Genomic DNA, 19644 nt, shown 5'->3' on the forward strand with positions numbered 1-19644 from the left:
CCCCACCGACCTACCCAAGAAAGCTGAACAAGCCATGGAAATTTCAGACATCAAGAACCTCAGGATCGCCATCATCGGCGGCGGCTATGGCGGCGCCTCCGCGGCCAAGGCCCTGCAGAGCATCGGCGCGGAGAACGTCCACGTCTATGAGCAAGCCCCTGCCTTGGCCCAGGTGGGTGCAGGCATTGGCCTGCGTCCGCCGTCGGTTGAACTGTTCCGCAAGTGGGGCATGTTCCAGGCCATCGAGGCGGTCAGCTCCCCCAGCGACCACCTCGAAATCCTGACCGCGGACGGCGGGCACGTCCTCGCTACCGAGGAGTGGCCTTTCATGCACGCCTATGCCCAGGTGAACCACAACCGCATGATCCACCGGGGCGACTTCATTGATGCCCTGCTGAGTGTCCTCAAGGAGGGCACCGTGCACCTGGGCCACAAACTGTCCGGCATCGAGGACAACGGCACGGATGCCACGTTGACGTTCGAGAACGGCAACACCGTCACCGCCGACCTCGTGATCGGCGCCGACGGTATCCGTTCCACCATTCGGCACCAACTCTTCTCACAGAAGGAGCCGGTCTTCTCAGGCGAGCACGCCTACCGCGCTGTCATCTCGATCGACGACGCCCACGGCCTGGTGACCGACGACAACCCCCGCTTCTACATGGGCCAGAACGGCACCATTGCCTACAACCTCCCCCTGCGCCACCGCGGCCAGCTCTCCTACGACATCACGGCACGCTCCGAGGACCGATCGTGGGCTCCGGAGATCACCACCGACTACCTCGTGAACCTTCTGGAAGGCTTCGACGAGCGGATTATCCAGGTGGCGAAGGAACTGGACCTCAGCACCGTCACGAGCCGCTCCGTCTTCGACATCGACCCCCTCGATTCCTGGCACACCGGCTGTGTGGCGCTGCTCGGCGACGCCGCGCACGCGATGCTCCACCACCAGGGCCAGGGGGCCAATTCCGCCATCCTGGACGCCGACGGCCTGGCCGAAGCCCTGCTGCAGGGATCATCGGTGCCAGAAGCGCTGGCCCTCTACCAGGCACACCGCAAACCGCTCACGGACGAATTGCAGCGGGTTTCACGCCAAGGGTGGCACGCTGACGTCGTGGGGTCTGCATTCCCGGCCAACGCCTAGGGGACCCGCCATGCCAATCCACCACGAGATCGCCAAGGTCCTCAGCTCCCTGCCCACTCCCGACGGCTCGCCGCTCGATCCGGCGGCCATGCGCGCACACGAAGCAGCCCAGGTGCCGCCGCCCGAACAGCGGCTGCCGCTTCCCGACGTCGTGGATTCCTTCGCGGAAACCGATGCCGGGCCTGTGCCGGTGCGCATCTACACGCCCACCGGCTTGGCGCAGCATGGGCTGATCATCTACTTCCACGGCGGCGCGTTCTTCCTGGGCAGCCTGGACACGCACGATCACATCGCCCGTGCGCTGGCCAAGGAAACCGGCCACACAGTGGTGTCTGTCGGGTACCGGCTGGCGCCCGAGGCCGCGTTCCCGGCCGGGCTGGACGATTGCTACGCGGTGGTCCGCTGGGCCGTGGAACAGGAGCAACTCCTGGGCGGGGGCAACCTTGCGATCGCGGGCGATAGTTCCGGCGGGAACTTCGTGGCCGCGGTTGCGGCCAAAGCCCACGACGACGGCTTCCACGGGATCACACACCAGATCCTTTACTACCCCTCACTGGACCTGGACTTCGACGTGGACCGTTACGCCTCGCTGCGCGACAACGCCCAAGGCTACGGCCTGGAGACCGCAGGGCTGGCACCGTTCAATGCCTTCTACATCGACGGCGGCGCGGAGCCGGACAACCCGCTCGTCTCACCGCTCAAACGGGAGGACCTCGGTGGGCTGCCGCCGGCGCTGATCATCACGGCCGAGTTCGATCCCCTCCGGGACGAAGGCGAACTGTACGGACAGCGGCTGGCGGAGGCCGGCGTCGAGGTTTCCGTGAGCCGTTACGCGGGAGCGAACCATGGCTTCGTACAGCACTTCTCCTGGATCCCGGAGTTCCACAAGGTGTTCGCCGAGACGGCGGAGTTCCTCGGCGGGAGACCCGGGCTATGACCAGCGTGCATCCCATCGTGTCGCCGTGGGGCCGCTTTGGGCTCTACAGCTTCTTCATCGACGCCCCCGAACCGGCAATCGTGGACACCGGCATCGCTTCCTCCCCCGCCGAGGGAATGGTTCCGGCGCTGGCAGCCATCGGCCGAAAGATCGAGGACGTCCGCTGGATCCTGCTGACCCACGGGCACATCGACCATGTGGGCGGTGCCCGCGCGTTGTGGGAGCTCACGGGCCGCCGGGCCACGGTGGTGATCCATGAAGCAGACGCCCCGCTCCTGCGTTCCCGGCAAGCGCACGTTGACGAATACCTCGCCGCTCGCGGCAAGTACCTACGGGATCCCGACGGCGGCCTGAAGATTGGCGCCGCCGCGGAAGCAGTGATTTCAGGGGAGATGGAACCCGGCCTGGTGGTCCGCGGCGGTGAGCGCATTTCGCTCGGCGGCGGCGTTACCGTTTCGGTCCATGCTATTCCGGGCCACACCCCGGGCTCCGTGGCCTACGTCCTTGACGGCCAGGGAGACGTGTTTGTTGGCGACGCCGTCCAGGCCCACGGCGCGGCCAACGGTTTCCCCGGCTTCATCGATCCGGACGGCTACCGGGCCAGCCTGGAGTACCTGCGCGACGACGTCCGGCCCGAACGCCTGTACCTCGGGCATCCGTACCGGGACCCCAACGGTGAGCCGTTCGGCGTCGTGCTTGACCAAACGCAGGTGGGACGCGCCCTGGACGCGAGCATCAGCCTTGAGGCGCGCGTCCGGGACGCCGCCTGCGGCTGCCTCGCTGCAGGCCTGCGGGAGACCGGCTCTCCCTACTCGCCTTTCGAGCCGGTCGCCAAAGCGTTGGGGTACGACGGCGATCCCTCCTTGGAGCCTTCGCCGTTCTTCACGTCGCTGCACGGCTACCGAACCAATTTCCTGCCGACGGAAGAGTCGATGAAAGAGGAGACAGCAACCCATGGATGACATCCAGTTGATTGACACCGGCAGCGGGAAAACCGCTGTCCGCAAGGACCTCCGGGTACCCATGCGGGACGGAGTGGAACTCGCCGCCGACGCCTACCAGGGCGTTGAGGACAAGCCTCGGCCAGCGCTCGTTGCTTTGAGCCCTTATGGGAAGGAACTGCAGGCCCTCGCGCTGACTACTCCTCCACAGCGCAGACCCAGTCCCATGTGGGATGGCTGCATCGAGGCCGGAGACATCGCCCGCATTGTCGCCGAAGACTATGTGCACGTCATCGGCGACCTCCGCGGTTCCGGCCATTCCGGCGGCGACCACATCGGCAACTACAACGCCGGCGGGGTATCCCTGGGCCAGGACGCCTACGACTTCATCGAATGGGTGGCCGCGCAGCCGTGGTGCGATGGCAACGTGGGCATGGTGGGAATTTCCTACTTCGGGTCCATGCAGGTCCTCGCCGCCGCCGAACGCCCGCCGAGCCTCAAGGCCATCTTCGTCTCGGGCGGGCACTTCGACTTCTACGAAACCACCTATCACGGCGGAGTCATGTGGTTCATGCCCCGCGCCGCCCGGGAAGGACGCGGCGGAGACTCCGGCTGGGCGTTCACGGACAGGGTGAAGTCCCGCATGGTGGAGTCGCACACGCCGGCGGAGCTGAAGCAACTGGTCCAGGAACGCCTGCGGGATCCGGACATTGCCGCGTGGCCCAACCTGGTCCACACCCTGAACTACCCCACCAACCACGAGGCCTGGTTCGACATTGTCATGAACCACCTGGACGGTGAATGGTACGAGGAGCGGAACCCCATCACCCTGGCTCCGAACATCGATATCCCTGTGTGGCTGCAGATCGACCAGGGCCGCGGCTGGACCATGGACGGCACCATCGAACTGTTCCACGCACTCAAAGGCCCTAAAAAGCTCGACATCGGCCCGTACCCACCCATGCAGTCCCGGCCGTTCATCGAGGAACACGACAAGATGTTCCGTTGGTACGACTACTGGATCAAGGGCATCGACAACGGCATCATGGACGAGCCCGCGGTCAGTGTCTTCGTGGAAGGTTCGCGCGAGGTGGTCACCTCCGCGCAATGGCCACCAAAGGACGTTGGCTTTACGTCCCTCTACCTGCGCCCCCGCGGCAAGCTGTCCACCGAGCCGGAGTTGATGGGCGCGGAATATGCTGCCCCGGATGGCTTCCATCAGGCGCCGCTCACCGTCACGGACAAGGTGGAGATCCTGAGCTGGAGCACTCCGCCGTTCGAGGAAGCCACGGAAATGATCGGCACCGGTGCTGCGCATCTCTTCGTGGAGATCGACCAGCCGGACACCAACTTCATCCTGCGCCTGTGGGACGAAGCTCCGGCCGGAAAGCGGCAACTCATTACCAGTGGCTACCTCAAGGCCTCACACCGGGAACTGGATGGCGAGCGGTCCAGCGAGGGCGACCCCTACCACCCGCACACTCGTTCGGTGCCGGTTGAGCCGGGGCAGGTGGAAGAGTACGTGATCCGGCTCTACCCGTTCGCCAATTCCTTCAGGCCCGGCCACAGGCTCACGCTGGAGTTGTCCAACAACGAGCCGCTGGCAGACGAGCACAACGCGTTGCTCCCACCGGATGCGTTCCATTTGCCTGTGGGACGGCCCGTGACGCACAAAATCTTCAGGGATGCTGCGCACCCATCACGGATCGTGCTGCCCCTGACCCGCTAGCTAGGCGACACCAGCGGCCAGGCCTACGGGCTGCTTCCCGGCGCAGTCCTCGGCGGGCACGTAGTCTGCGTGTCCGCCGGCCAGGCTCGCCTGGCACTCAGCCACGCGGTGTTCGACGTCGCCGTGCACGGCCGAGGTGATGGCTTCCACTACGGCGATCTGGCCGGTGGTGTCCGGGACGCCGGGGAACTGGATCTGCGGAACTTCCTCCACCACGGCCAAGGGGGCTTCAGTCGTGGCGCGCATCCGGACCAGTGCTATCGCGGAAATCAGGAACCACGCCACGTTGGTGACCACCGACGGCCATGCCCCGTGGACAGCGCCGTTGATCATGAAGGCGACCGCCCCGATCAGGTTGGCCGTCTGGAAACGCCGGCCCGCTTTCAACCAGCCCATGGAGACGCTCAAGTAGGCACTCAGGATGAGTGCGGCGCCCGTCCAACCGGCAATTTCCCACAGCAATTCCATGGTGGCCTTTCAAAAATGTGTGCCCGTCGTGCTTAGGTGCTGTGCGGGAAAAATGGGGAGTGGCATGACTTGCCGCTACAAATTTATCAACCGGACAGGCCACCGTTCAACAGGTGATCAGCCACCTCACTGTGTGATTCTGCACACGGCGCCCGCAAGGCCCAATCGGCCCCGCCGACCCTCTCTCACCAAACACCCCCTTTACCGGAATGCTCTATCAACTGCACTCCGGCAGCCAACGGCACCTGTGTTTCGCGAGTCCGGCGTACCGCCACGACCCCCTTTGGATGGGGAGAGTGCCGACGCGCCGGGCCAGTGGGCTTCCGGCCACCTTCCGGTCGTCAAAGTCGGTGGTAGCGGCACAGCACTGCGTAGCGGATTACGACGGCGGTCGGCTCGCCGGGTAGCGGACGGCCACCAGGCACCGCCCCCGTCGAGCAATCCCCCTACTCCCAGGAATCCTTATCCACTGAGATTTCCTCGGCCATGTCATCCAGGAAATGCATCACCACGTCCCTTTCGGTCGGCGTCAGGCGCGCGGCGGCCAGGAAGCGCCGGGCGTGCTGCCTACCCACGGTTTGCATGGCAGCCTCATGGGTTTCCGGCGTGATGGCGATGGCCAGCGCCCGCCGGTCGGAGGGATGCGGCTGCCGGGTGACATGGCCCGCGCGTTCCAGGCGGTCCAGCAACTTGGTGGTGGACGCCGTCGATATCTGCAACTGGGCGGCGATGGCGCCCGGGGTGGCGATGATGCCGCTGTTAGCGGAGACGATGAGGTAGTGGAGCGCCCGCATGTCCGAGGGGTTGAGCTTCATGTACTTCAGCGAGGCCTCCGACAAACGCTCTTCCGCGTCGCGCAGCCGGCCCATGGCGGCCATCAGTTGGTTGATCTGCCGCAGGTCGGCGTCGCTGAGCCCACTCCTGTCCACAAGTTGCTGCAACGGATCGTTGGCTTCCATGTCGTAGAGACGGGAGGAGGACGCTGCGTCAACTTCTCCCTTTTTGAGCATGAAAGTATGTTACACCTAACTGCCTACATGGTAGTCTTTTTTCTAGCTTGTCTAGCAATACTCGCGTTGGAGGAAGGCTCACCATGAACACCGCAGAGATGGTTGTCCTCCTGGACGATGCCGGCACGCCCATCGGGGAAGCCCTCAAATCCCGGGTGCACACAGAGGACACGCCCTTGCACCTCGCCTTCTCCTGCTACCTCATGAACCGCGCCGGCGAGCTGCTCCTGACCCGCCGCTCCCCGGAAAAGAAGACCTGGCCCGGCGTGTGGACCAACAGCTTCTGCGGACACCCCGGCCCGGGTGAAGATCCGGAGGAAGCGGTCATGCGGCGGGCGCGCTTCGAACTGGGGACAGACATCACCCGCCTGGAACTGGCCCTCCCGGACTTCCGCTACAGGGCGGTTGACCCTACGGGCGTAGTGGAAAACGAACTCTGCCCCGTCTACGTTGCACAGATCCATGGTGAACTCCAGCCCAACCCCACGGAGGTGGCGGACTGGGTGTGGGTCTCGCCGGATCTCTTGTCTGGAGCACTCGAACACACAGCCAGCGCGTTCAGCCCATGGCTCGCCTTGCAGTTCCCCCAACTCCTTGAGGCGAAGGGCCTCACCCTGGGAGTCTCGGCATGACCACCATGCCGAACATGGTCCGGGCCAGGCCACATCTCTGCTCGGCCATCGAGGGCGAACTGTCCACGCTCATTGGCGAGCGGACCAAGACCGCTGTCCGGTACGGCCCCGAATTCCACCGGCTGTGGCAGATCGCCGGGGAGAACGTGCTCGGCGGAAAGTTCGTCCGCCCCCTGCTGCTCGTGGAGACCTACGACTCGCTGACGGAAGCAAACGCCCGGGACCGCGGCACTGCCATCTCCATCGCCGCCGCCATCGAACTCCTGCACTACGCCTTCCTGCTGCACGACGATGTCATCGACGGCGACCTCGTGCGCCGGGGACGCCCCAACCTGATCGGGTCCCTCCTTGCAGAGGCCGGCCAACTGCCGCCGTCCGGGGAAAGGCCCGACGCCGGCCGTCCGGACAGCGCCCTGCATTGGGCACAGACGGGCGGCATCCTGATGGGCGATATGCTGCTCGCCGCGACCCACCAGGCGTTTGCCCGCGCAGAACTGCCGCAGGAAATCCGGATCAGGCTCCTGGACCTGCTGGAACACACCATCAATGAGACAGTGGCCGGAGAACAGCTCGATGTGGGCCTTGGAGACGGCATCGTCGCCCCCGAGCTCGAAACCATCCTGACCATGTGCGGCTACAAAACTGCGACGTACACGTTCGAACTGCCCCTGCGCGCCGCGGCGACGCTTGCCGGCGTCGAGCCTTCCACCGAGTCCACTTTGGCGGCGGCGGGCCGCCACCTGGGCCTGGCGTTCCAACTCCAGGACGATCTCCTGTCCACCTTCGGGGATCCGCGCCAGCACGGCAAGGATCCTTTTTCCGACCTCCGCGAAGGCAAGCAAACGGCGATCATCGCCTACGCGCGGAAGACAAGCGCGTGGGCCGGGATCGAACCATGGTTTGGCCGCGCGGACCTGGGCGGCCGCGACGCCGAACGAGTCCGGGAGCAACTGTCCGGGTGCGGGGCGGAAACCTTCGTCCAAGGCCACATCGACCAGCAAACGAATGAATTCCGCAAGGCCATCTCCAGCGCAGGCATCCCCGGCGGAGCCCGCGATGTGCTGCTGGAGCTCGCCGGACAACTCGAAGGACGCCAATCATGAGCCTTGACGTGGACACCTCCTTCAGCCAGTTCACCCGCACCGCCGAACGCGCCGCCAACCAGGTCATCGCGGCGTACTCCACGTCCTTCGGCCTGGCCACGCGCCTCCTGGGTCCGCGGCATCGCCAGCACGTCCGCAATATCTACGCCCTGGTCCGCGTGGCCGACGAGCTGGTGGACGGCGTCACCGCCGAGGCCGGACTGAGCCGTGAGCAGCAATGCGAGGCCCTGGACCACTTTGTGGACGAAACCCACCGGGCGCTGAAGATCGGGTACAGCAGCGACCTCATCATCCACGCCTTCGCACAGACTGCCCGGGTGGCGGGAATCGATGAGACCCTGGTGGACCCGTTCTTCGCTTCCATGCGCACTGACTTGGGCAACCAGGACTCGGCCCCGGCCGCACCGCTCCGCTTCGACGCCGCCGCCCACCAGGGTTACGTCTACGGTTCGGCCGAGGTGGTGGGACTGATGTGCCTCAAGGTCTTCGTGCGGGGCCAGGCCATGGACGACGCCGACGCTGCGGCCTTGGAGTACGGCGCCGGACGGCTGGGGGCTGCTTTCCAGAACATCAACTTCCTGCGCGACCTCTCCGACGACACCACACGCCTGGGCCGCAGCTACCTCGGCACCGCGGACCACCTCGAAGACGCGGACCGTGCCGAATGGGTGAAAACCATCCACACCCAGCTGGCCGATGCCAACGCCGTCATCCCGCTCCTCCCCCACGATGCCAGGGCCGCCGTCCGGAGCGCCCTGGCACTCTTCGCAGCCTTGACCCGGCGGATCGAGCGGACATCCGTTGCCGAACTCTACGAGTCACGGGTCCGCGTGCCCGATGTCTTCAAAGCCGGACTGGCCGCCCGGGCGGTCGCCGCAACCTGGTTGGAACCCCGCGGATGACCAGGACAGTAGTGATCGGCGGTGGCATTGCTGGGCTTGCCACCGCCGCACTTCTTGCCCACGAAGGCCACGAGGTCCAGCTCCTTGAACGGCTTCCGCGGGTGGGAGGCCGCGCGGGAACGCTGGAACGGGACGGCTTCCGCTTCGACACCGGCCCGTCCTGGTACCTCATGCCGCGCGTCTTCGACCACTTCTTCGAGCTGCTTGGAACCAGCACGGAAGAACAGCTGGACCTGCGCACGCTGAGTCCCGCCTACCGTGTCTTCAGCGAACCGGACGACGCCGGCACCCGGCCCGAGCCGGTAACCGTCCCCTTGGGCAGCGATCAGGTCCGGGACGCGTTCGAACGGCTTGAACCCGGTAGCGCCAAGCAACTGAAGGCGTATCTGGACTCCGCCCGGCACACCTCAGACATGGCCGAACGGTATTTCCTCTACAACCCGTTCACCCGGCTCAAGGCACTCCTGCAGCCCGAAGTGCTCCGGGGGCTCCCCGAACTGGCCCGTTTGTTGGCCACGCCCTTGGAGAAGTTCATCGCGCAGCGCTTCCAGCATCCCGTGCTGCGCCAGGTACTGGGCTATCCGGCAGTGTTCCTGGGGACCAATCCCGCCGATGCACCCGCCATGTACCACCTCATGAGCGCCCTGGACCTGGGCGATGGGGTGCAGTATCCGGTGGGTGGATTCTGGGAACTCGTCCAACGCCTTGAAGCCTTGGCCGTGGAGGCAGGGGTCCGGATCCACACCGATGCCCAGGTGCTGCGTATCGCCACCAGGCAGGCCCAACCCAAGGCCCAGGATCGCTTCACGCCACACGGCCATTTCCAGGGTCCGGCACCGTTCCGCAGCAAGCGCTCCCGCGAGGTCACGGGCGTCAAATGGCGGGACGCAAGCGGAGCGGAGCATTTCAGCGTGGCAGACACCGTCGTTTCGGGGGCGGACCTGCATCACACGGAAACGCAACTCCTGGACATCACGGACCGCAGCTACCCCCGTTCGTGGTGGCAGCGCCGGACGAGCGGTCCAGGAGCGGTACTGGTGATGCTGGGAGTCCGCGGCCAGCTCCCCGAATTGCCGCACCATTCACTGTTTTTCACACGTGATTGGCAAGCCAACTTCGAAGCGATCTTCGGCAAGCCTTCGCGGATTCCCGATCCGGCGTCGATCTATGTCTGCAAGCCGAGCGCAACGGACTCCGGCGTGGCACCCGGCGGCCACGAGAACCTGTTCGTCCTGGTACCCGTCCCGGCCGATCCATCGTTGGGTTCAGGCGGGGCGGAGGGCACGGGAGACTCGCGGATCGAGGACATCGCCGACGCCGCCATTGACCAGATCGCCGGCTGGGCGGACATTCCGGACCTCCGCGAGCGCATCGTTGTCCGTCACACGATTGGCCCGGCGGACTTTGCGCGGGACTACAACTCCTGGCGGGGAGGCATGCTGGGACCGGCGCACACCCTGGGCCAGAGCGCCATGTTCCGGGCGCAGAATGCCTCCAAGAAGGTAGATGGTTTGTACTACGCTGGGGCCACCACGGCCCCCGGGGTCGGTGTGCCGATGTGCCTGATCAGCGCCGAGCTGGTCCTGAAACGGATCCGTGGCGACCACAGCGCCGGGCCGAGCCCCGTGCGCCACCGCAGCACCACCCGCAGGACGGTGGGTTGATGGGCTTCGTATACCTGGCAGCGCTGCTCGCCGGCATCGGATGCATGCTGCTCCTTGACCACCGGTTCCGGCTCTTCTTCTGGCACGACGCCAAGGCAGCGGCGATCGTCACCGCCGTCGGGCTGGTGTTCCTCCTCGGCTGGGACCTGGCGGGAATCGGCCTGGGCATCTTCCTGCGTGGCGAAGGGGCCATAGCCACGGGGATCCTGCTGGCGCCCGAACTCCCCCTCGAAGAGCCCGTGTTCCTGCTGTTCCTGGTTCTCTGCACCATGGTCCTGTACACGGGTGCCCGACGGATCCTCGAGAGGCGGGCGCTGGTGCAGGCAACTCCGGGCAGCTCCGCACGGGAGCGGGAGAACGCATGACCTACTTCTGGCTCGCCCTGGCGTTCGTGGGTGCCGCGGCTGTTGCCGGTGCGGCTTTTGCCAGGAGCACGACGGCGGCACCCGCCATAGCGGCTGGCGGCACCCAACGTGGGGACGCAGAGCGGGACGGCACCGCCAAGGGGCCCTCTGCAGCGCATTGGCGGGCCGTCGGGCTGGCCTTTGCTGCCCTCGCGGTCCTCACGGCGGTGTTCGATTCCGTGATGATCGGCATGGAGCTGTTCCACTACGACGAAGCCCATCTCCTCGGCGCGAAGATCGGCCTGGCACCATTGGAGGACTTCGCCTATCCCCTGGCCGCCGTCCTGCTGCTGCCCGGGCTCTGGCTGTGGTTGACGCGCCGCACGGCTGCCCAGACGGACGCGGCCACCCCGGAAGGTGCCCGCGACTCCGTGCGCCCCAACCCCCCGGACCCCTCCGGATCCCGTCCCGCCGGACTGCTTTCCCAGGCCATCCTTGCCTCACGTCCCGTGAGCTGGATCAACACGGCCTACCCCTTTGCCGCGGCCATGCTGCTGACCACCCGGGAGATCGACTGGGTGCTCGTAGTGGGCACGTTCTATTTCCTGATCCCCTACAACCTGGCCATGTATGGAATCAACGACGTGTTCGACTACGCCTCGGACCTGCAGAATCCCCGCAAGGGCGGCATCGAAGGCGCCCTCCTGCCACCCCGGCTGCACCGGCCCATGCTGTGGCTGGCCGTCATCACCAACGTGCCCTTCCTGGTGGTCCTGGCCTTCGCCGGTGGGCCGGCCGCGTGGATCAGCCTCGCGGTGAGCGCCTTCGCCGTGGTGGCTTACTCCGTGGCCGGACTGCGCTTCAAGGAACGCCCGCTGGTGGACTCCATGACGTCCAGTACCCACTTCGTCAGTCCCGCCGTCGTGGGCTTGGCGCTGGCCGGGGCGGACGTAACCGCGGGCCTTCTGATCCTGCTGGCCGCGTTCTTCGTCTGGGGCATGGCGGCGCATGCGTTCGGTGCGGTGCAGGACATCGTTCCGGACCGTCAGGCCGGCATCGGGTCCATCGCCACGGTGATCGGCGCCCGCGCCACGGTGCGGCTCGCCGTCGTGCTGTGGCTGCTGGCTGGACTCGCGATGCTGGCGACGCCGTGGCCCGGGCCGCTCGCGGCCGTGGTGGCCCTGCCGTACGTGGCCAATTGTGCGCCCTGGTGGAACGTCACGGATACGACGGCGGCACGCACCAACAAGGCCTGGCGCCGCTTCATCTGGCTCAACTACGGTTCAGGATTCCTGGTGACGCTGATCCTGATCCTGCAGTGGAGCCTCAGCTCATGATGGTTCGTGGCCGTCGGCGGGTTCGTGGTCGATCGTGTCCAGGGCCTCGCTCATGTGCCGGAGGAAATCCATCACCACGTGTGCCTGGTCCTGGTCCAGTCCGCTCGCAACATCCAGCATGCGCCGGTGCATGGCGCCCAAGGTGTGCCGGACTTCCTGGTCGGACGACGGCGTTGGCCGCAGGATCAGCGCCCGGCGGTCCGTGGGATGCGGCTCCCGCCGGATGTGCCCGGAATCAACCAGCCGGTCGATCAGCGTGGTCATGGATGCCGAGGTTATGCCCAGCCGGTCACCGAGGTCCTTCGGCTTCATCACGCGGCCATCGGCCTCGGCCTCAAACAGGTACCGAAGCGCCAACAGGTCCTTTTCACCCATCAGCATGGAGGACCGGGTCCGTTTGCGCATGGCTTGTTCGGACACCCGGTAGTCCCGGAGGGCATTCAGGACGCCAACGGCGAGTTCCTTCTGTCCCGGGTCCTTCCCGTACCAATAGCCCTTGGCGTGGCCGTCTGCGTCCATCCAACAGTCCTTCGCAAAACATGAAGCTCGTTTACCTAGCATCTGATAGTAAGTCCGGAGAGGTCCCTCAAGGAAAGAGGCTCTGCACGTGAAAACGAAAAACTCGGATTTTGTACGCCAAATTTTGGTGACCGTGAGCCTGGTGGTCTGCATCGTCGGCTCCATGATCGGGGTAGGCGTGTTCGGTGGCACGCCCATCGCACAGGCCGCAGGTGGAGCGCTCAGCGCAGACTCCACCCTCCTGGCCCCGGCAACGCCGGCGTTCTCCATCTGGTCGGTGGTGTACACGGGATTGGTGGCCTTCACGGTGTGGCAATGGCTGCCATCGCAGCGAAGCAACCCTCGGCAGCGTTCCCTCGGCTGGGTGGTGGCGGGGTCCATGCTCCTGAACGCGGCGTGGATCCTGTCGGTGCAGGCCGGCTGGCTCCCGGTGAGCGTCGTGGTCATTGTTGCCCTGCTCGCAGTGCTGGTGATGGCCTTCCTCCGCTACAGCCGGAGCCGGGCCTCGTCCTGGGTGGAGGCCGTGGTGGTCGATGGCACGCTGGGCCTCTACCTCGGATGGACCAGCGTGGCCGTGTGTGCCAACATTGCCGCGGCGTTGAAGGCAGCGGGTTTCTCAGGATTCGGGCTGCGTCCGGATGTGTGGTCCGTAGCGGTCCTGGCGGTAGTCGCCGTCGTCGGCATTGCCCTGGCGGTCAAAGGCCATGGCCGGCTTGCGTTGGCAGCCGCCATCGCCTGGGGGCTCGCCTGGATCACGGTGGGCCGCAGTGCCGACGCACCCCAGTCGACGCCCACAGCCATCGCCGCGGCCGTGGCGGCGGTTGCGGTACTGGGAGCCGCGGTAATCGTCCGGACGCGAACGACGGCGGCGCCGGTGCGGGTGCGCGGTGGGCGCGGTTGACCGGCGTGCTTGTTAGCGCCGCGCCATGCTTCTACATTGGAAGCCATGACTGCTGAAGATAAGGCCGAGGACTTCGAACGGTTGGTGGACCTTATCGCCGGCACCGAAGACATCAAGGAGTTCCTGGGCGGGCTCACGGGCTTCTCCGCCGACATGATGAGCCAGGCCACCGGCGTTCACATCGAGTGCGCCGTGACGTTGCGGCGCCGGAAACGCACGGCAACCATCGGCGGCAGCAGTGAGCGGGCCGTCGTCCTGGACCGGATCGAACAAAGCCTCGGGGAGGGCCCTTGCGTTGACGCGTTGGACAGTGGCGTCCCCAAGATCCTGGAGGACGCCGCGACTGATCCGCGCTGGCCGGACTATTCGGAGGCTTTGCTGGCCGCGGGCATCAGCAGCGCACTGGGCGTTCCCATGGACCTGGGCGACGAATCGGCGGCCGTCCTGAACTTCTTCGCCGCCGAGCCCGGGCTGTTCACCAAGAAGACCGTGGATGACGCTGTCCGGTTCGTCACCATGTCCAGTAAGGCACTGCGGCTGGCGGTTCGGATCGCGGCTGCGGACCAGCGCGGCGATGACCTCAAGGCCGCCATGGAGAGCCGGACCGTGATCGACCTCGCGTGCGGGATGATCATGGCGCAAAACCGGTGCTCGCACGACGAAGCCTTCGACATCCTCCGCCGGGCGTCCAGTGACCGGAACCGCAAGCTGCGGGACATCGCCCAGGAGATCGTTAATCGGATGGCCGGGCAGCCGCACACGGCACCGGCACATTTCGAGGACTGACCACTGGAATTGATCAGCAAGCTGCTTATTCTAAACTCGCTTGACGAATTCGGCACGTAATGATTGACATGACATAACTCACATTCTGTAAGCTGCTTTTACAGTCACGCAGCCGGCTTCCTTCGCTCTACTCCGGGGAGGTCCGCATGGCCCCCAATTCAGTCAAAACCACGTATACCCATGGCGTAGCGCCGTTCGCTGCCCCGATCGCTCGACGAGGAGCATCGAGGCCGCATGACCTGCCCAACAAACCGGACGCTCTCCTTGGCGCCATCGCCGTCCGGCAGTTGTTCCGGCGCTGGCCGCTGGTGCCTACGCGGGAGCTGGAACGCATCCGCCACGTCCTGGTCCATTGCGACCAACTTGGGTCCCCGGACACGCACCACTTGTCCGAACCGGCCCAGGCCCTCCTGGACCTCATCACATCGGAGCTGAACAACCGCAGGGAAGCCGCCAAGGCGGCCCACCCCGCAGGCGGCCGCCCCCTGGCTCCGGTGAAACCGCCCACCTCACCGAAGCCGGAGAAACCGGTTGTCGGAGAGAGGAGCGCAAAGTAATGTCCGGGCACTTTGAACTCATTGATGCCGCCGGCGGCGACTGCCGTGTACGGCTCGTGGACGCAAACGGCACCGAACTGGCGCTGTCCATGTGCTTCCAGGACAAGGAAACTGCCGCGAAGGGCATCTACTCCCTGCGTGAAATCGCAGCGAGCGGCCTGGTAGAGGACCACACAGCCAGCGCCAGCTAGCGGTCACGCACCCACGATCGGAAGTCCCGCCGTCGGGAACGAACTCGGGAAGACCGACGCCGGAGGCACCGGTACCGCCTCAAGCGGCACCGTTACCGTGCTCGGGCCGACCGTGACGCCGTGGTCCCGGACCTGTACACGGAGCGGCTCATTGCTGTATCCGGCCGCTTCGACCAGACCAAGCGCCATGGATCCCTGGGAGAGCTCCACGGACAGCAACCGCCCCTGGACCTTCAGCCGGAACGCCAGGTCTTCCCATTCGGAGGGCAGCCGCGGATCGAAGCGCAGCACGTCGCCTTGGTCCCGCATGCCCGCGAAGCCGCACACCAGGGAACTCCAGATCCCGCCGGTGGAGGCGATGTGGACACCGTCGATCGTGTTGCCGTGCGAGTTGTCCAGGTCGATGAACAATGCCTCGGTGAAGTGCTTCAGCGCGAGTTCGCCGTAGCCGATCTCGGCTGCCATGATGCCCTGCACGCAGGCGGACAGGGTTGAGTCGCCGGTGGTAATGGGATCGTAGAAGTCGAAGGCGCGCTGCTTCTCCTCCGCGGAGAAGTCCTGCCACTGGAGGAACATCGCCAGCACGGTATCGGCCTGCTTGAGGACCTGGTGCCGGTAGATCACCAGCGGGTGGAAGTTCAGCAGCAACGGGTACTTGGACTGGGGAGTGTTCCAGTCCCACGGCTCCAGGGTCATGAAGTCGTTGTCCTGGCTGAAGACCTCAAGGTGGGGGTCGTAGGGCAGGGACATGCGTTCGGCCGCCTGGCGCCACACCATGCGCTCTGTATCGGCGATGCCCTCGTTCTCCAGCGCCGCTGCAGCCCGCAGGTTAAAGCGCGCCATGACGTTGGTGTACAGGTTGTCGTTAACCACGGCCGTGTACTCATCCGGGCCGGTGACGCCGTGGATGTGGAACATGCCGTCCTTGCCAAAGAAGCCCAAGGAGGCCCACATCCGCGCCGTCTCGATCAGCAGGTCCGCGCCCACCTCGGACTCGAATCCCGCATCGGCACTGGCCCAACGGTACCGGGTTGCTGCGAAGGCGATGGCCGCGGCGATGTGGAACTGCGCGGTTCCGGCAGCGTAGTAGGCACTGGCTTCCAGTCCGTTGATGGTCCGCCACGGGAACAGGGCACCGTCCACGCTCAGTTCCTTGGCCCGCACGCGGGCGTCCGGCAGCATGGCGTGGCGGGACTCCAGGACCTTCCGGGCACCATCCGGGTTGGTGTACGTCAGGTACGGCAGGAGGTAGACCTCCTGGTCCCAGAAGTAGTGGCCCTCGTAGCCGGATCCGCTGACACCCTTGGCCGGAATACCCGCAACACCGGCGCGGGCCGTGGCCTGTGCCAGCTGGAACATGGCCCAGCGAACCGCCTGCTGCAGTTCGGGCTGCCCGCCGATCGAAACGTCTGCCGTGGTCCAGTACGTGTTGTAGTGGGCAAGGCTCTGGGCCAGGATCTCGTTGAACGGAACCAGGTTGGCTTCGGCTTCGGCAACCAGGCTCTCGCCGCGGTCCTCTGCGTCACCCGCGGATCCGGCCACCATGTAGCTGACTGCTTTTTCCAGCCGGAACGGCTCACCGGCGTTGATGGCCAGCACATAGCGGACGGATGACTCGTCTTCCGCCACGGCAGTCTCGAACGGCTGCCCCTCGTACGAAATCCAGTGGTCCACTGCCATGGCCACGCGCTGGCGTGATTCCGAAGTTTCCCAGGCGAGGCGGAGCGAACCATCGGCGCCCTGCAGGTGCAACGGCAGGAGCACCCGCCCGGCGTGGCGGCCGGAACGCCGGGGGTCGTGGACCGAGTGGTCCTCCACAGGCTGGTCCTGGCGGTTGACGACGGCGGAGCTGATGTCCGCTGACACGTCACGGTCCGCGCTCACGGACAGCTCCAGGCCAAGGCAGCCGCGGGAATCGAAGCCCACCGCGCGGCGCTCCACCGTGGTGACCGTGGCACCGGAACGGCAGGCCCACGTGGTGGTTTCCTCGTACACGCCGGTGGCAAAGTCGATGCTCCGGTGGTAGTCCAGGACCGTCGACTCTGCCAGGCTCAGGGCCTCGCCGTCGATCCAGATGGAGAAATTGTTGGCGTCAGGGACATACACGATCCGCTGGCCGGTACGGGCGAATCCGTAGGCATTTTCGGCGTGCTTGATGTCCCAGATCTCATGAAAACCGTTAATGAAGGTGCCCGGGAGTTCGCCGTCGCCGGGAGTCGAGTGCGAGCCACGGATGCCAAGGTGGCCATTGCCCAGCGCGAAGAGGGTTTCCAAGGTTCCCTCGTCGCCAGGGACGTGGATGTTTTCCACAAGTTTCCAAGGCTCGCAGGGGAAGCGCAGCCGGTCAGAGCTGATGAGTGCCATGGGCTGATGAAGTCCTTTGAAAAAGTCGGGTCAGAGAAGGTCGTTGAGGTCTTCGACTACCAGCGTCGCACCGGCGTCAAGAAGGGTTTGGCGGCCGGCGCCGCGGTCCACGCCGATCACGGCCTGGAAATTTCCCGCGCTTCCGGCCTGGACACCGGACACGGCGTCCTCAACCACAATGCATTCCTCCGTGGGGACGCCCAGCAGCGAGGCCGCATAGGTGAACGTTGCGGGGTCCGGCTTTCCGGGAAGCCCGACGGCGGCAGCCACCTGCCCGTCCACCACCACCTCGAAGTGGTGGTCCAGTCCGGCGGCCTTTAGGACCGCGGGAGCGTTGCGGGACGAGGAAACAACGGCAACGTGGAGGCCTTGCTCCAGGGCCGCGTTGATGAACTTCACCGAGCCCGGGTACGGCTCCACGCCGCGGGTGTCCACGATCTCGTTGAAGATGCCGTTCTTCCGGTTCCCCAGGCCCTGCACCGTCTGGTTGGTGGGGGCATCATCCGTCGGCCCCTCGGGCAGGGTGATGCCGCGGGAGGTCAGGAAGTCCCGCACGCCATCGAAGCGCGGCTTGCCATCGATGTGGTCGAAGTAGTCGCTCTCCTGATAGCCCTCGGGGTGGTTCTGTTCCGCGAGGTAGCCGTCGAACAGTTCCTGCCACGCTTGCTCGTGCACCACGGCAGTGGGCGTCAGCACGCCGTCGAGGTCGAAAAGGAGCGCCGAAGCGCCCGTCCAGGCAGTACGAAGGTCAGTCATGTGCATTGTTCCGTTCAGCGCTTGTGACGCGTGGTCTTGCGTTCGATGAGCTTGGTATCGAGCAGGTGGTTGGCGGGTGGGTTGGGGGTTTCGGTATTCACGAGTCGTTCGCAGAGCAGGTTCGCCGCGAAGGCACCCTGGTCCGCTACGGGCTGGGCCACGGTACTCAAACCAAGGAACCAGCTCATGGGATGGTCATCGATGCCGATCACGGACATGTTCTTTGGCGCGGCCAGGCCGTGTTCGCGCAACGCCATGAGCGCACCGAACGCCGCCTCGTCACAATGGGCGAACACCGCAGTGGGCTTTCCACCGCGGGCCATGAGTTCGGTCATTGCCCGGCGGCCGTCGTCGATGCTGGGCTCGCAGCCCACCACCTGGTCCGGGTGGACGGTGAGGTGGTGTTCATCAAGTGCACGGCTGAAGCCTTGGAAGCGGGGAATGTCCTTCACAACGGGCTCATTGCCCGCAAGGACAGCCAAGTCCCAATGCCCCAACTCCAGCAGGTGGGAGGTGGCCCGCCACGCCGCATGTTCGTCATCGATACCAACATTGTCCCACGGAACATTCCGCATGCTCACGCTGGCTACCGCCAAACCGGAAGCGTCCAATGCTTCCACTTCGCTGGGGTCCAGGTCAACATTGAGCAGCAGCAGCCCATCCACCCTCTGGGCCAATTGCTCCAGGTTGCCGAAGACCTGCTGCTTCACGCTTTTCTTGTTGCGCAGGCTGATCAGCACGGTGTCGTAGCCGCTGTCGCCGAACACTTCCTCGGCCGCTTCCACGGCTTGGGCGAAGAACCAGGTGGTGGCGGTGGGGGCGATGATCGCCACCGAGCCGGTGCGGCCGCCGGCCAGGCGGGCTGCCGCGGCCGAGGCCTTGTAACCCAGTTTGCTGGCGGCGTCCGACACTTGCCGCTGGGCCTTTTCTGAAACGTTGGGGAGGTTCCGGAGCGCCCTGGAGACGGTGCATATGGACAATCCGGAGAGGAGGGCAACGTCCTGGATCGTCGCCCGGTGCGTCCTAACCATGCAACACGGCCTCAACCCTTTCCATGCTCGAGTTCACCCTGTGGTGGCGGCGATTGGGGAGCGCCGCAGCCAAAAGTGTAAGCGCTTACAATTTTGTCATTCAACAGAGTGGGGCTGGATTCGGAAATGTGACGTGGACCTCACCGCCGGTGTTGCGCCGGGGTGCCGGCATGCCGTCTAATCCCCACCCCTCCCCCAACTGAGTCGCATTTGTGCGCGTTTTGAGCTGCCATAACGCGTGTGGAGTCTCATGACTTAATGGACACTTGTGTCTCATGACTTCGTGGACAGTGTGTCTCAGGACCTCGTAGACACTTCTGGCGGGTTT

Annotated in this window: 20 protein-coding genes; 14 read left to right on the forward strand and 6 right to left on the reverse strand. The window is 65.4% G+C overall.

The genetic code is table 11. The annotated features are described in order from the left end of the window. The first annotated feature begins 34 nt into the window (after nt 1-34). Genes ACIQT2_RS19565 through ACIQT2_RS19580 form a run of 4 tightly spaced genes read left to right on the forward strand, consistent with a single transcriptional unit; the run spans nt 35 to nt 4751 of the window. Nucleotides 35-1144, forward strand: a complete 1110-nt coding sequence (locus ACIQT2_RS19565) for an FAD-dependent oxidoreductase (RefSeq protein ID WP_402949760.1) — start codon at nt 35-37, stop codon at nt 1142-1144. Nucleotides 1145-1154: 10 nt separating this feature from the next. Beyond that, nucleotides 1155-2081 carry an alpha/beta hydrolase gene (locus tag ACIQT2_RS19570; RefSeq protein WP_402949763.1) on the forward strand — a complete coding sequence of 309 codons (927 nt, stop codon included), beginning with the start codon at nt 1155-1157 and terminating at the stop codon, nt 2079-2081. Continuing rightward, nucleotides 2078-3043 (forward strand): MBL fold metallo-hydrolase, encoded by a 966-nt coding sequence (locus ACIQT2_RS19575; RefSeq protein ID WP_402949765.1) that lies wholly within the window; start codon nt 2078-2080, stop codon nt 3041-3043. The genes ACIQT2_RS19570 and ACIQT2_RS19575 overlap by 4 nt, the downstream gene beginning before the upstream one ends. Next, nucleotides 3036-4751, forward strand: a complete 1716-nt coding sequence (locus ACIQT2_RS19580) for a CocE/NonD family hydrolase (RefSeq protein ID WP_402949768.1) — start codon at nt 3036-3038, stop codon at nt 4749-4751. Before ACIQT2_RS19575 ends, ACIQT2_RS19580 begins: the two co-directional genes overlap by 8 nt. Here ACIQT2_RS19580 and ACIQT2_RS19585 read toward each other — a convergent pair whose 3' ends face one another. Both ACIQT2_RS19585 and ACIQT2_RS19590 read right to left on the reverse strand, forming a co-directional pair. Beyond that, nucleotides 4752-5219: a hypothetical protein gene (locus tag ACIQT2_RS19585; protein ID WP_402949771.1), complete on the reverse strand. Its 468-nt coding sequence runs from the start codon at nt 5217-5219 to the stop codon at nt 4752-4754. It lies immediately after the preceding gene. 446 nt (nt 5220-5665) lie between these two features. Further along, entirely contained in the window at nt 5666-6229 is a 564-nt protein-coding gene (locus tag ACIQT2_RS19590; protein WP_402949774.1) for a MarR family winged helix-turn-helix transcriptional regulator, read from the reverse strand. Nucleotides 6230-6312: 83 nt separating this feature from the next. Between ACIQT2_RS19590 and idi the strand changes: the two genes are divergently transcribed. Genes idi through ACIQT2_RS19620 form a run of 6 tightly spaced genes read left to right on the forward strand, consistent with a single transcriptional unit; the run spans nt 6313 to nt 12211 of the window. Then, a complete protein-coding gene (gene idi / locus ACIQT2_RS19595; protein WP_400335678.1) occupies nt 6313-6861 on the forward strand; it encodes an isopentenyl-diphosphate Delta-isomerase in 549 nt (182 codons plus the stop codon). Beyond that, nucleotides 6858-7964, forward strand: a complete 1107-nt coding sequence (locus ACIQT2_RS19600; RefSeq protein WP_402949777.1) for a polyprenyl synthetase family protein — start codon at nt 6858-6860, stop codon at nt 7962-7964. Before idi ends, ACIQT2_RS19600 begins: the two co-directional genes overlap by 4 nt. Further along, nucleotides 7961-8866, forward strand: coding sequence for a phytoene/squalene synthase family protein (locus ACIQT2_RS19605; protein WP_402949780.1), 906 nt, complete (start codon nt 7961-7963; stop codon nt 8864-8866). The genes ACIQT2_RS19600 and ACIQT2_RS19605 overlap by 4 nt, the downstream gene beginning before the upstream one ends. Further along, complete coding sequence (gene crtI / locus ACIQT2_RS19610) at nt 8863-10530, forward strand: phytoene desaturase family protein (protein WP_402949783.1); 1668 nt, start codon at nt 8863-8865, stop codon at nt 10528-10530. Before ACIQT2_RS19605 ends, crtI begins: the two co-directional genes overlap by 4 nt. Then, nucleotides 10530-10895, forward strand: a complete 366-nt coding sequence (locus ACIQT2_RS19615) for a lycopene cyclase domain-containing protein (protein ID WP_402949786.1) — start codon at nt 10530-10532, stop codon at nt 10893-10895. The genes crtI and ACIQT2_RS19615 overlap by 1 nt, the downstream gene beginning before the upstream one ends. Next, the gene (locus ACIQT2_RS19620; protein WP_402949789.1) at nt 10892-12211 is read left to right on the forward strand and encodes a prenyltransferase; all 1320 of its coding nucleotides are present in this window, start codon (nt 10892-10894) and stop codon (nt 12209-12211) included. The genes ACIQT2_RS19615 and ACIQT2_RS19620 overlap by 4 nt, the downstream gene beginning before the upstream one ends. On the opposite strand, the gene ACIQT2_RS19625 is transcribed toward ACIQT2_RS19620, so the two are convergent. Then, nucleotides 12206-12730, reverse strand: a complete 525-nt coding sequence (locus tag ACIQT2_RS19625) for a MarR family winged helix-turn-helix transcriptional regulator (RefSeq protein ID WP_402949792.1) — start codon at nt 12728-12730, stop codon at nt 12206-12208. The two genes, ACIQT2_RS19620 and ACIQT2_RS19625, sit on opposite strands and share 6 nt — an antisense overlap. 88 nt (nt 12731-12818) lie before the next feature. Here ACIQT2_RS19625 and ACIQT2_RS19630 point away from each other — a divergent pair, with 88 nt between their 5' ends. From ACIQT2_RS19630 to ACIQT2_RS19645, 4 genes are all read left to right on the forward strand, one after another. Further along, nucleotides 12819-13631: a tryptophan-rich sensory protein gene (locus ACIQT2_RS19630; protein WP_400335689.1), complete on the forward strand. Its 813-nt coding sequence runs from the start codon at nt 12819-12821 to the stop codon at nt 13629-13631. Between the two features lie 45 nt (nt 13632-13676). Further along, nucleotides 13677-14417, forward strand: coding sequence for an ANTAR domain-containing protein (locus tag ACIQT2_RS19635; RefSeq protein ID WP_400335691.1), 741 nt, complete (start codon nt 13677-13679; stop codon nt 14415-14417). A gap of 146 nt (nt 14418-14563) precedes the next feature. Then, complete coding sequence (locus ACIQT2_RS19640) at nt 14564-14974, forward strand: hypothetical protein (protein WP_402949796.1); 411 nt, start codon at nt 14564-14566, stop codon at nt 14972-14974. Beyond that, complete coding sequence (locus tag ACIQT2_RS19645; RefSeq protein ID WP_402949797.1) at nt 14974-15165, forward strand: YegP family protein; 192 nt, start codon at nt 14974-14976, stop codon at nt 15163-15165. Before ACIQT2_RS19640 ends, ACIQT2_RS19645 begins: the two co-directional genes overlap by 1 nt. A gap of 3 nt (nt 15166-15168) precedes the next feature. On the opposite strand, the gene ACIQT2_RS19650 is transcribed toward ACIQT2_RS19645, so the two are convergent. The 3 genes from ACIQT2_RS19650 to ACIQT2_RS19660 are packed head-to-tail and all read right to left on the reverse strand — an operon-like array spanning nt 15169 to nt 19316. Then, on the reverse strand, nt 15169-17529 hold the full coding sequence (locus ACIQT2_RS19650; protein WP_400335695.1) for a glycoside hydrolase family 65 protein: 2361 nt from the start codon (nt 17527-17529) through the stop codon (nt 15169-15171). 30 nt (nt 17530-17559) lie between these two features. Then, a complete protein-coding gene (locus ACIQT2_RS19655) occupies nt 17560-18291 on the reverse strand; it encodes an HAD family hydrolase (protein ID WP_402949801.1) in 732 nt (243 codons plus the stop codon). Nucleotides 18292-18299: 8 nt separating this feature from the next. After that, the gene (locus ACIQT2_RS19660) at nt 18300-19316 is read right to left on the reverse strand and encodes a LacI family DNA-binding transcriptional regulator (protein ID WP_402949804.1); all 1017 of its coding nucleotides are present in this window, start codon (nt 19314-19316) and stop codon (nt 18300-18302) included. Nucleotides 19317-19644 lie beyond the last annotated feature (328 nt).

It is taken from the genome of Paenarthrobacter sp. NPDC090522 (assembly GCF_044769225.1).
Lineage (GTDB): Bacteria > Actinomycetota > Actinomycetes > Actinomycetales > Micrococcaceae > Arthrobacter.

Bases quoted from the DNA above. Each gene is read 5' to 3' on its own strand.
- ACIQT2_RS19620 (WP_402949789.1), top strand. From the start codon at position 10,892: ATGACCTACTTCTGGCTCGCCCTGGCGTTCGTGGGTGCCGCGGCTGTT.
- ACIQT2_RS19615 (WP_402949786.1), top strand. From the start codon at position 10,530: ATGGGCTTCGTATACCTGGCAGCGCTGCTCGCCGGCATCGGATGCATG.
- ACIQT2_RS19575 (WP_402949765.1), top strand. From the start codon at position 2,078: ATGACCAGCGTGCATCCCATCGTGTCGCCGTGGGGCCGCTTTGGGCTC.
- ACIQT2_RS19655 (WP_402949801.1), bottom strand. From the start codon at position 18,291: ATGCACATGACTGACCTTCGTACTGCCTGGACGGGCGCTTCGGCGCTC.
- ACIQT2_RS19650 (WP_400335695.1), bottom strand. From the start codon at position 17,529: ATGGCACTCATCAGCTCTGACCGGCTGCGCTTCCCCTGCGAGCCTTGG.
- ACIQT2_RS19660 (WP_402949804.1), bottom strand. From the start codon at position 19,316: ATGGTTAGGACGCACCGGGCGACGATCCAGGACGTTGCCCTCCTCTCC.
- crtI (WP_402949783.1), top strand. From the start codon at position 8,863: ATGACCAGGACAGTAGTGATCGGCGGTGGCATTGCTGGGCTTGCCACC.
- ACIQT2_RS19570 (WP_402949763.1), top strand. From the start codon at position 1,155: ATGCCAATCCACCACGAGATCGCCAAGGTCCTCAGCTCCCTGCCCACT.
- ACIQT2_RS19635 (WP_400335691.1), top strand. From the start codon at position 13,677: ATGACTGCTGAAGATAAGGCCGAGGACTTCGAACGGTTGGTGGACCTT.
- ACIQT2_RS19625 (WP_402949792.1), bottom strand. From the start codon at position 12,730: ATGGACGCAGACGGCCACGCCAAGGGCTATTGGTACGGGAAGGACCCG.
- ACIQT2_RS19565 (WP_402949760.1), top strand. From the start codon at position 35: ATGGAAATTTCAGACATCAAGAACCTCAGGATCGCCATCATCGGCGGC.
- ACIQT2_RS19585 (WP_402949771.1), bottom strand. From the start codon at position 5,219: ATGGAATTGCTGTGGGAAATTGCCGGTTGGACGGGCGCCGCACTCATC.
- ACIQT2_RS19590 (WP_402949774.1), bottom strand. From the start codon at position 6,229: ATGCTCAAAAAGGGAGAAGTTGACGCAGCGTCCTCCTCCCGTCTCTAC.
- ACIQT2_RS19580 (WP_402949768.1), top strand. From the start codon at position 3,036: ATGGATGACATCCAGTTGATTGACACCGGCAGCGGGAAAACCGCTGTC.
- ACIQT2_RS19600 (WP_402949777.1), top strand. From the start codon at position 6,858: ATGACCACCATGCCGAACATGGTCCGGGCCAGGCCACATCTCTGCTCG.
- idi (WP_400335678.1), top strand. From the start codon at position 6,313: ATGAACACCGCAGAGATGGTTGTCCTCCTGGACGATGCCGGCACGCCC.
- ACIQT2_RS19645 (WP_402949797.1), top strand. From the start codon at position 14,974: ATGTCCGGGCACTTTGAACTCATTGATGCCGCCGGCGGCGACTGCCGT.
- ACIQT2_RS19605 (WP_402949780.1), top strand. From the start codon at position 7,961: ATGAGCCTTGACGTGGACACCTCCTTCAGCCAGTTCACCCGCACCGCC.
- ACIQT2_RS19640 (WP_402949796.1), top strand. From the start codon at position 14,564: ATGGCCCCCAATTCAGTCAAAACCACGTATACCCATGGCGTAGCGCCG.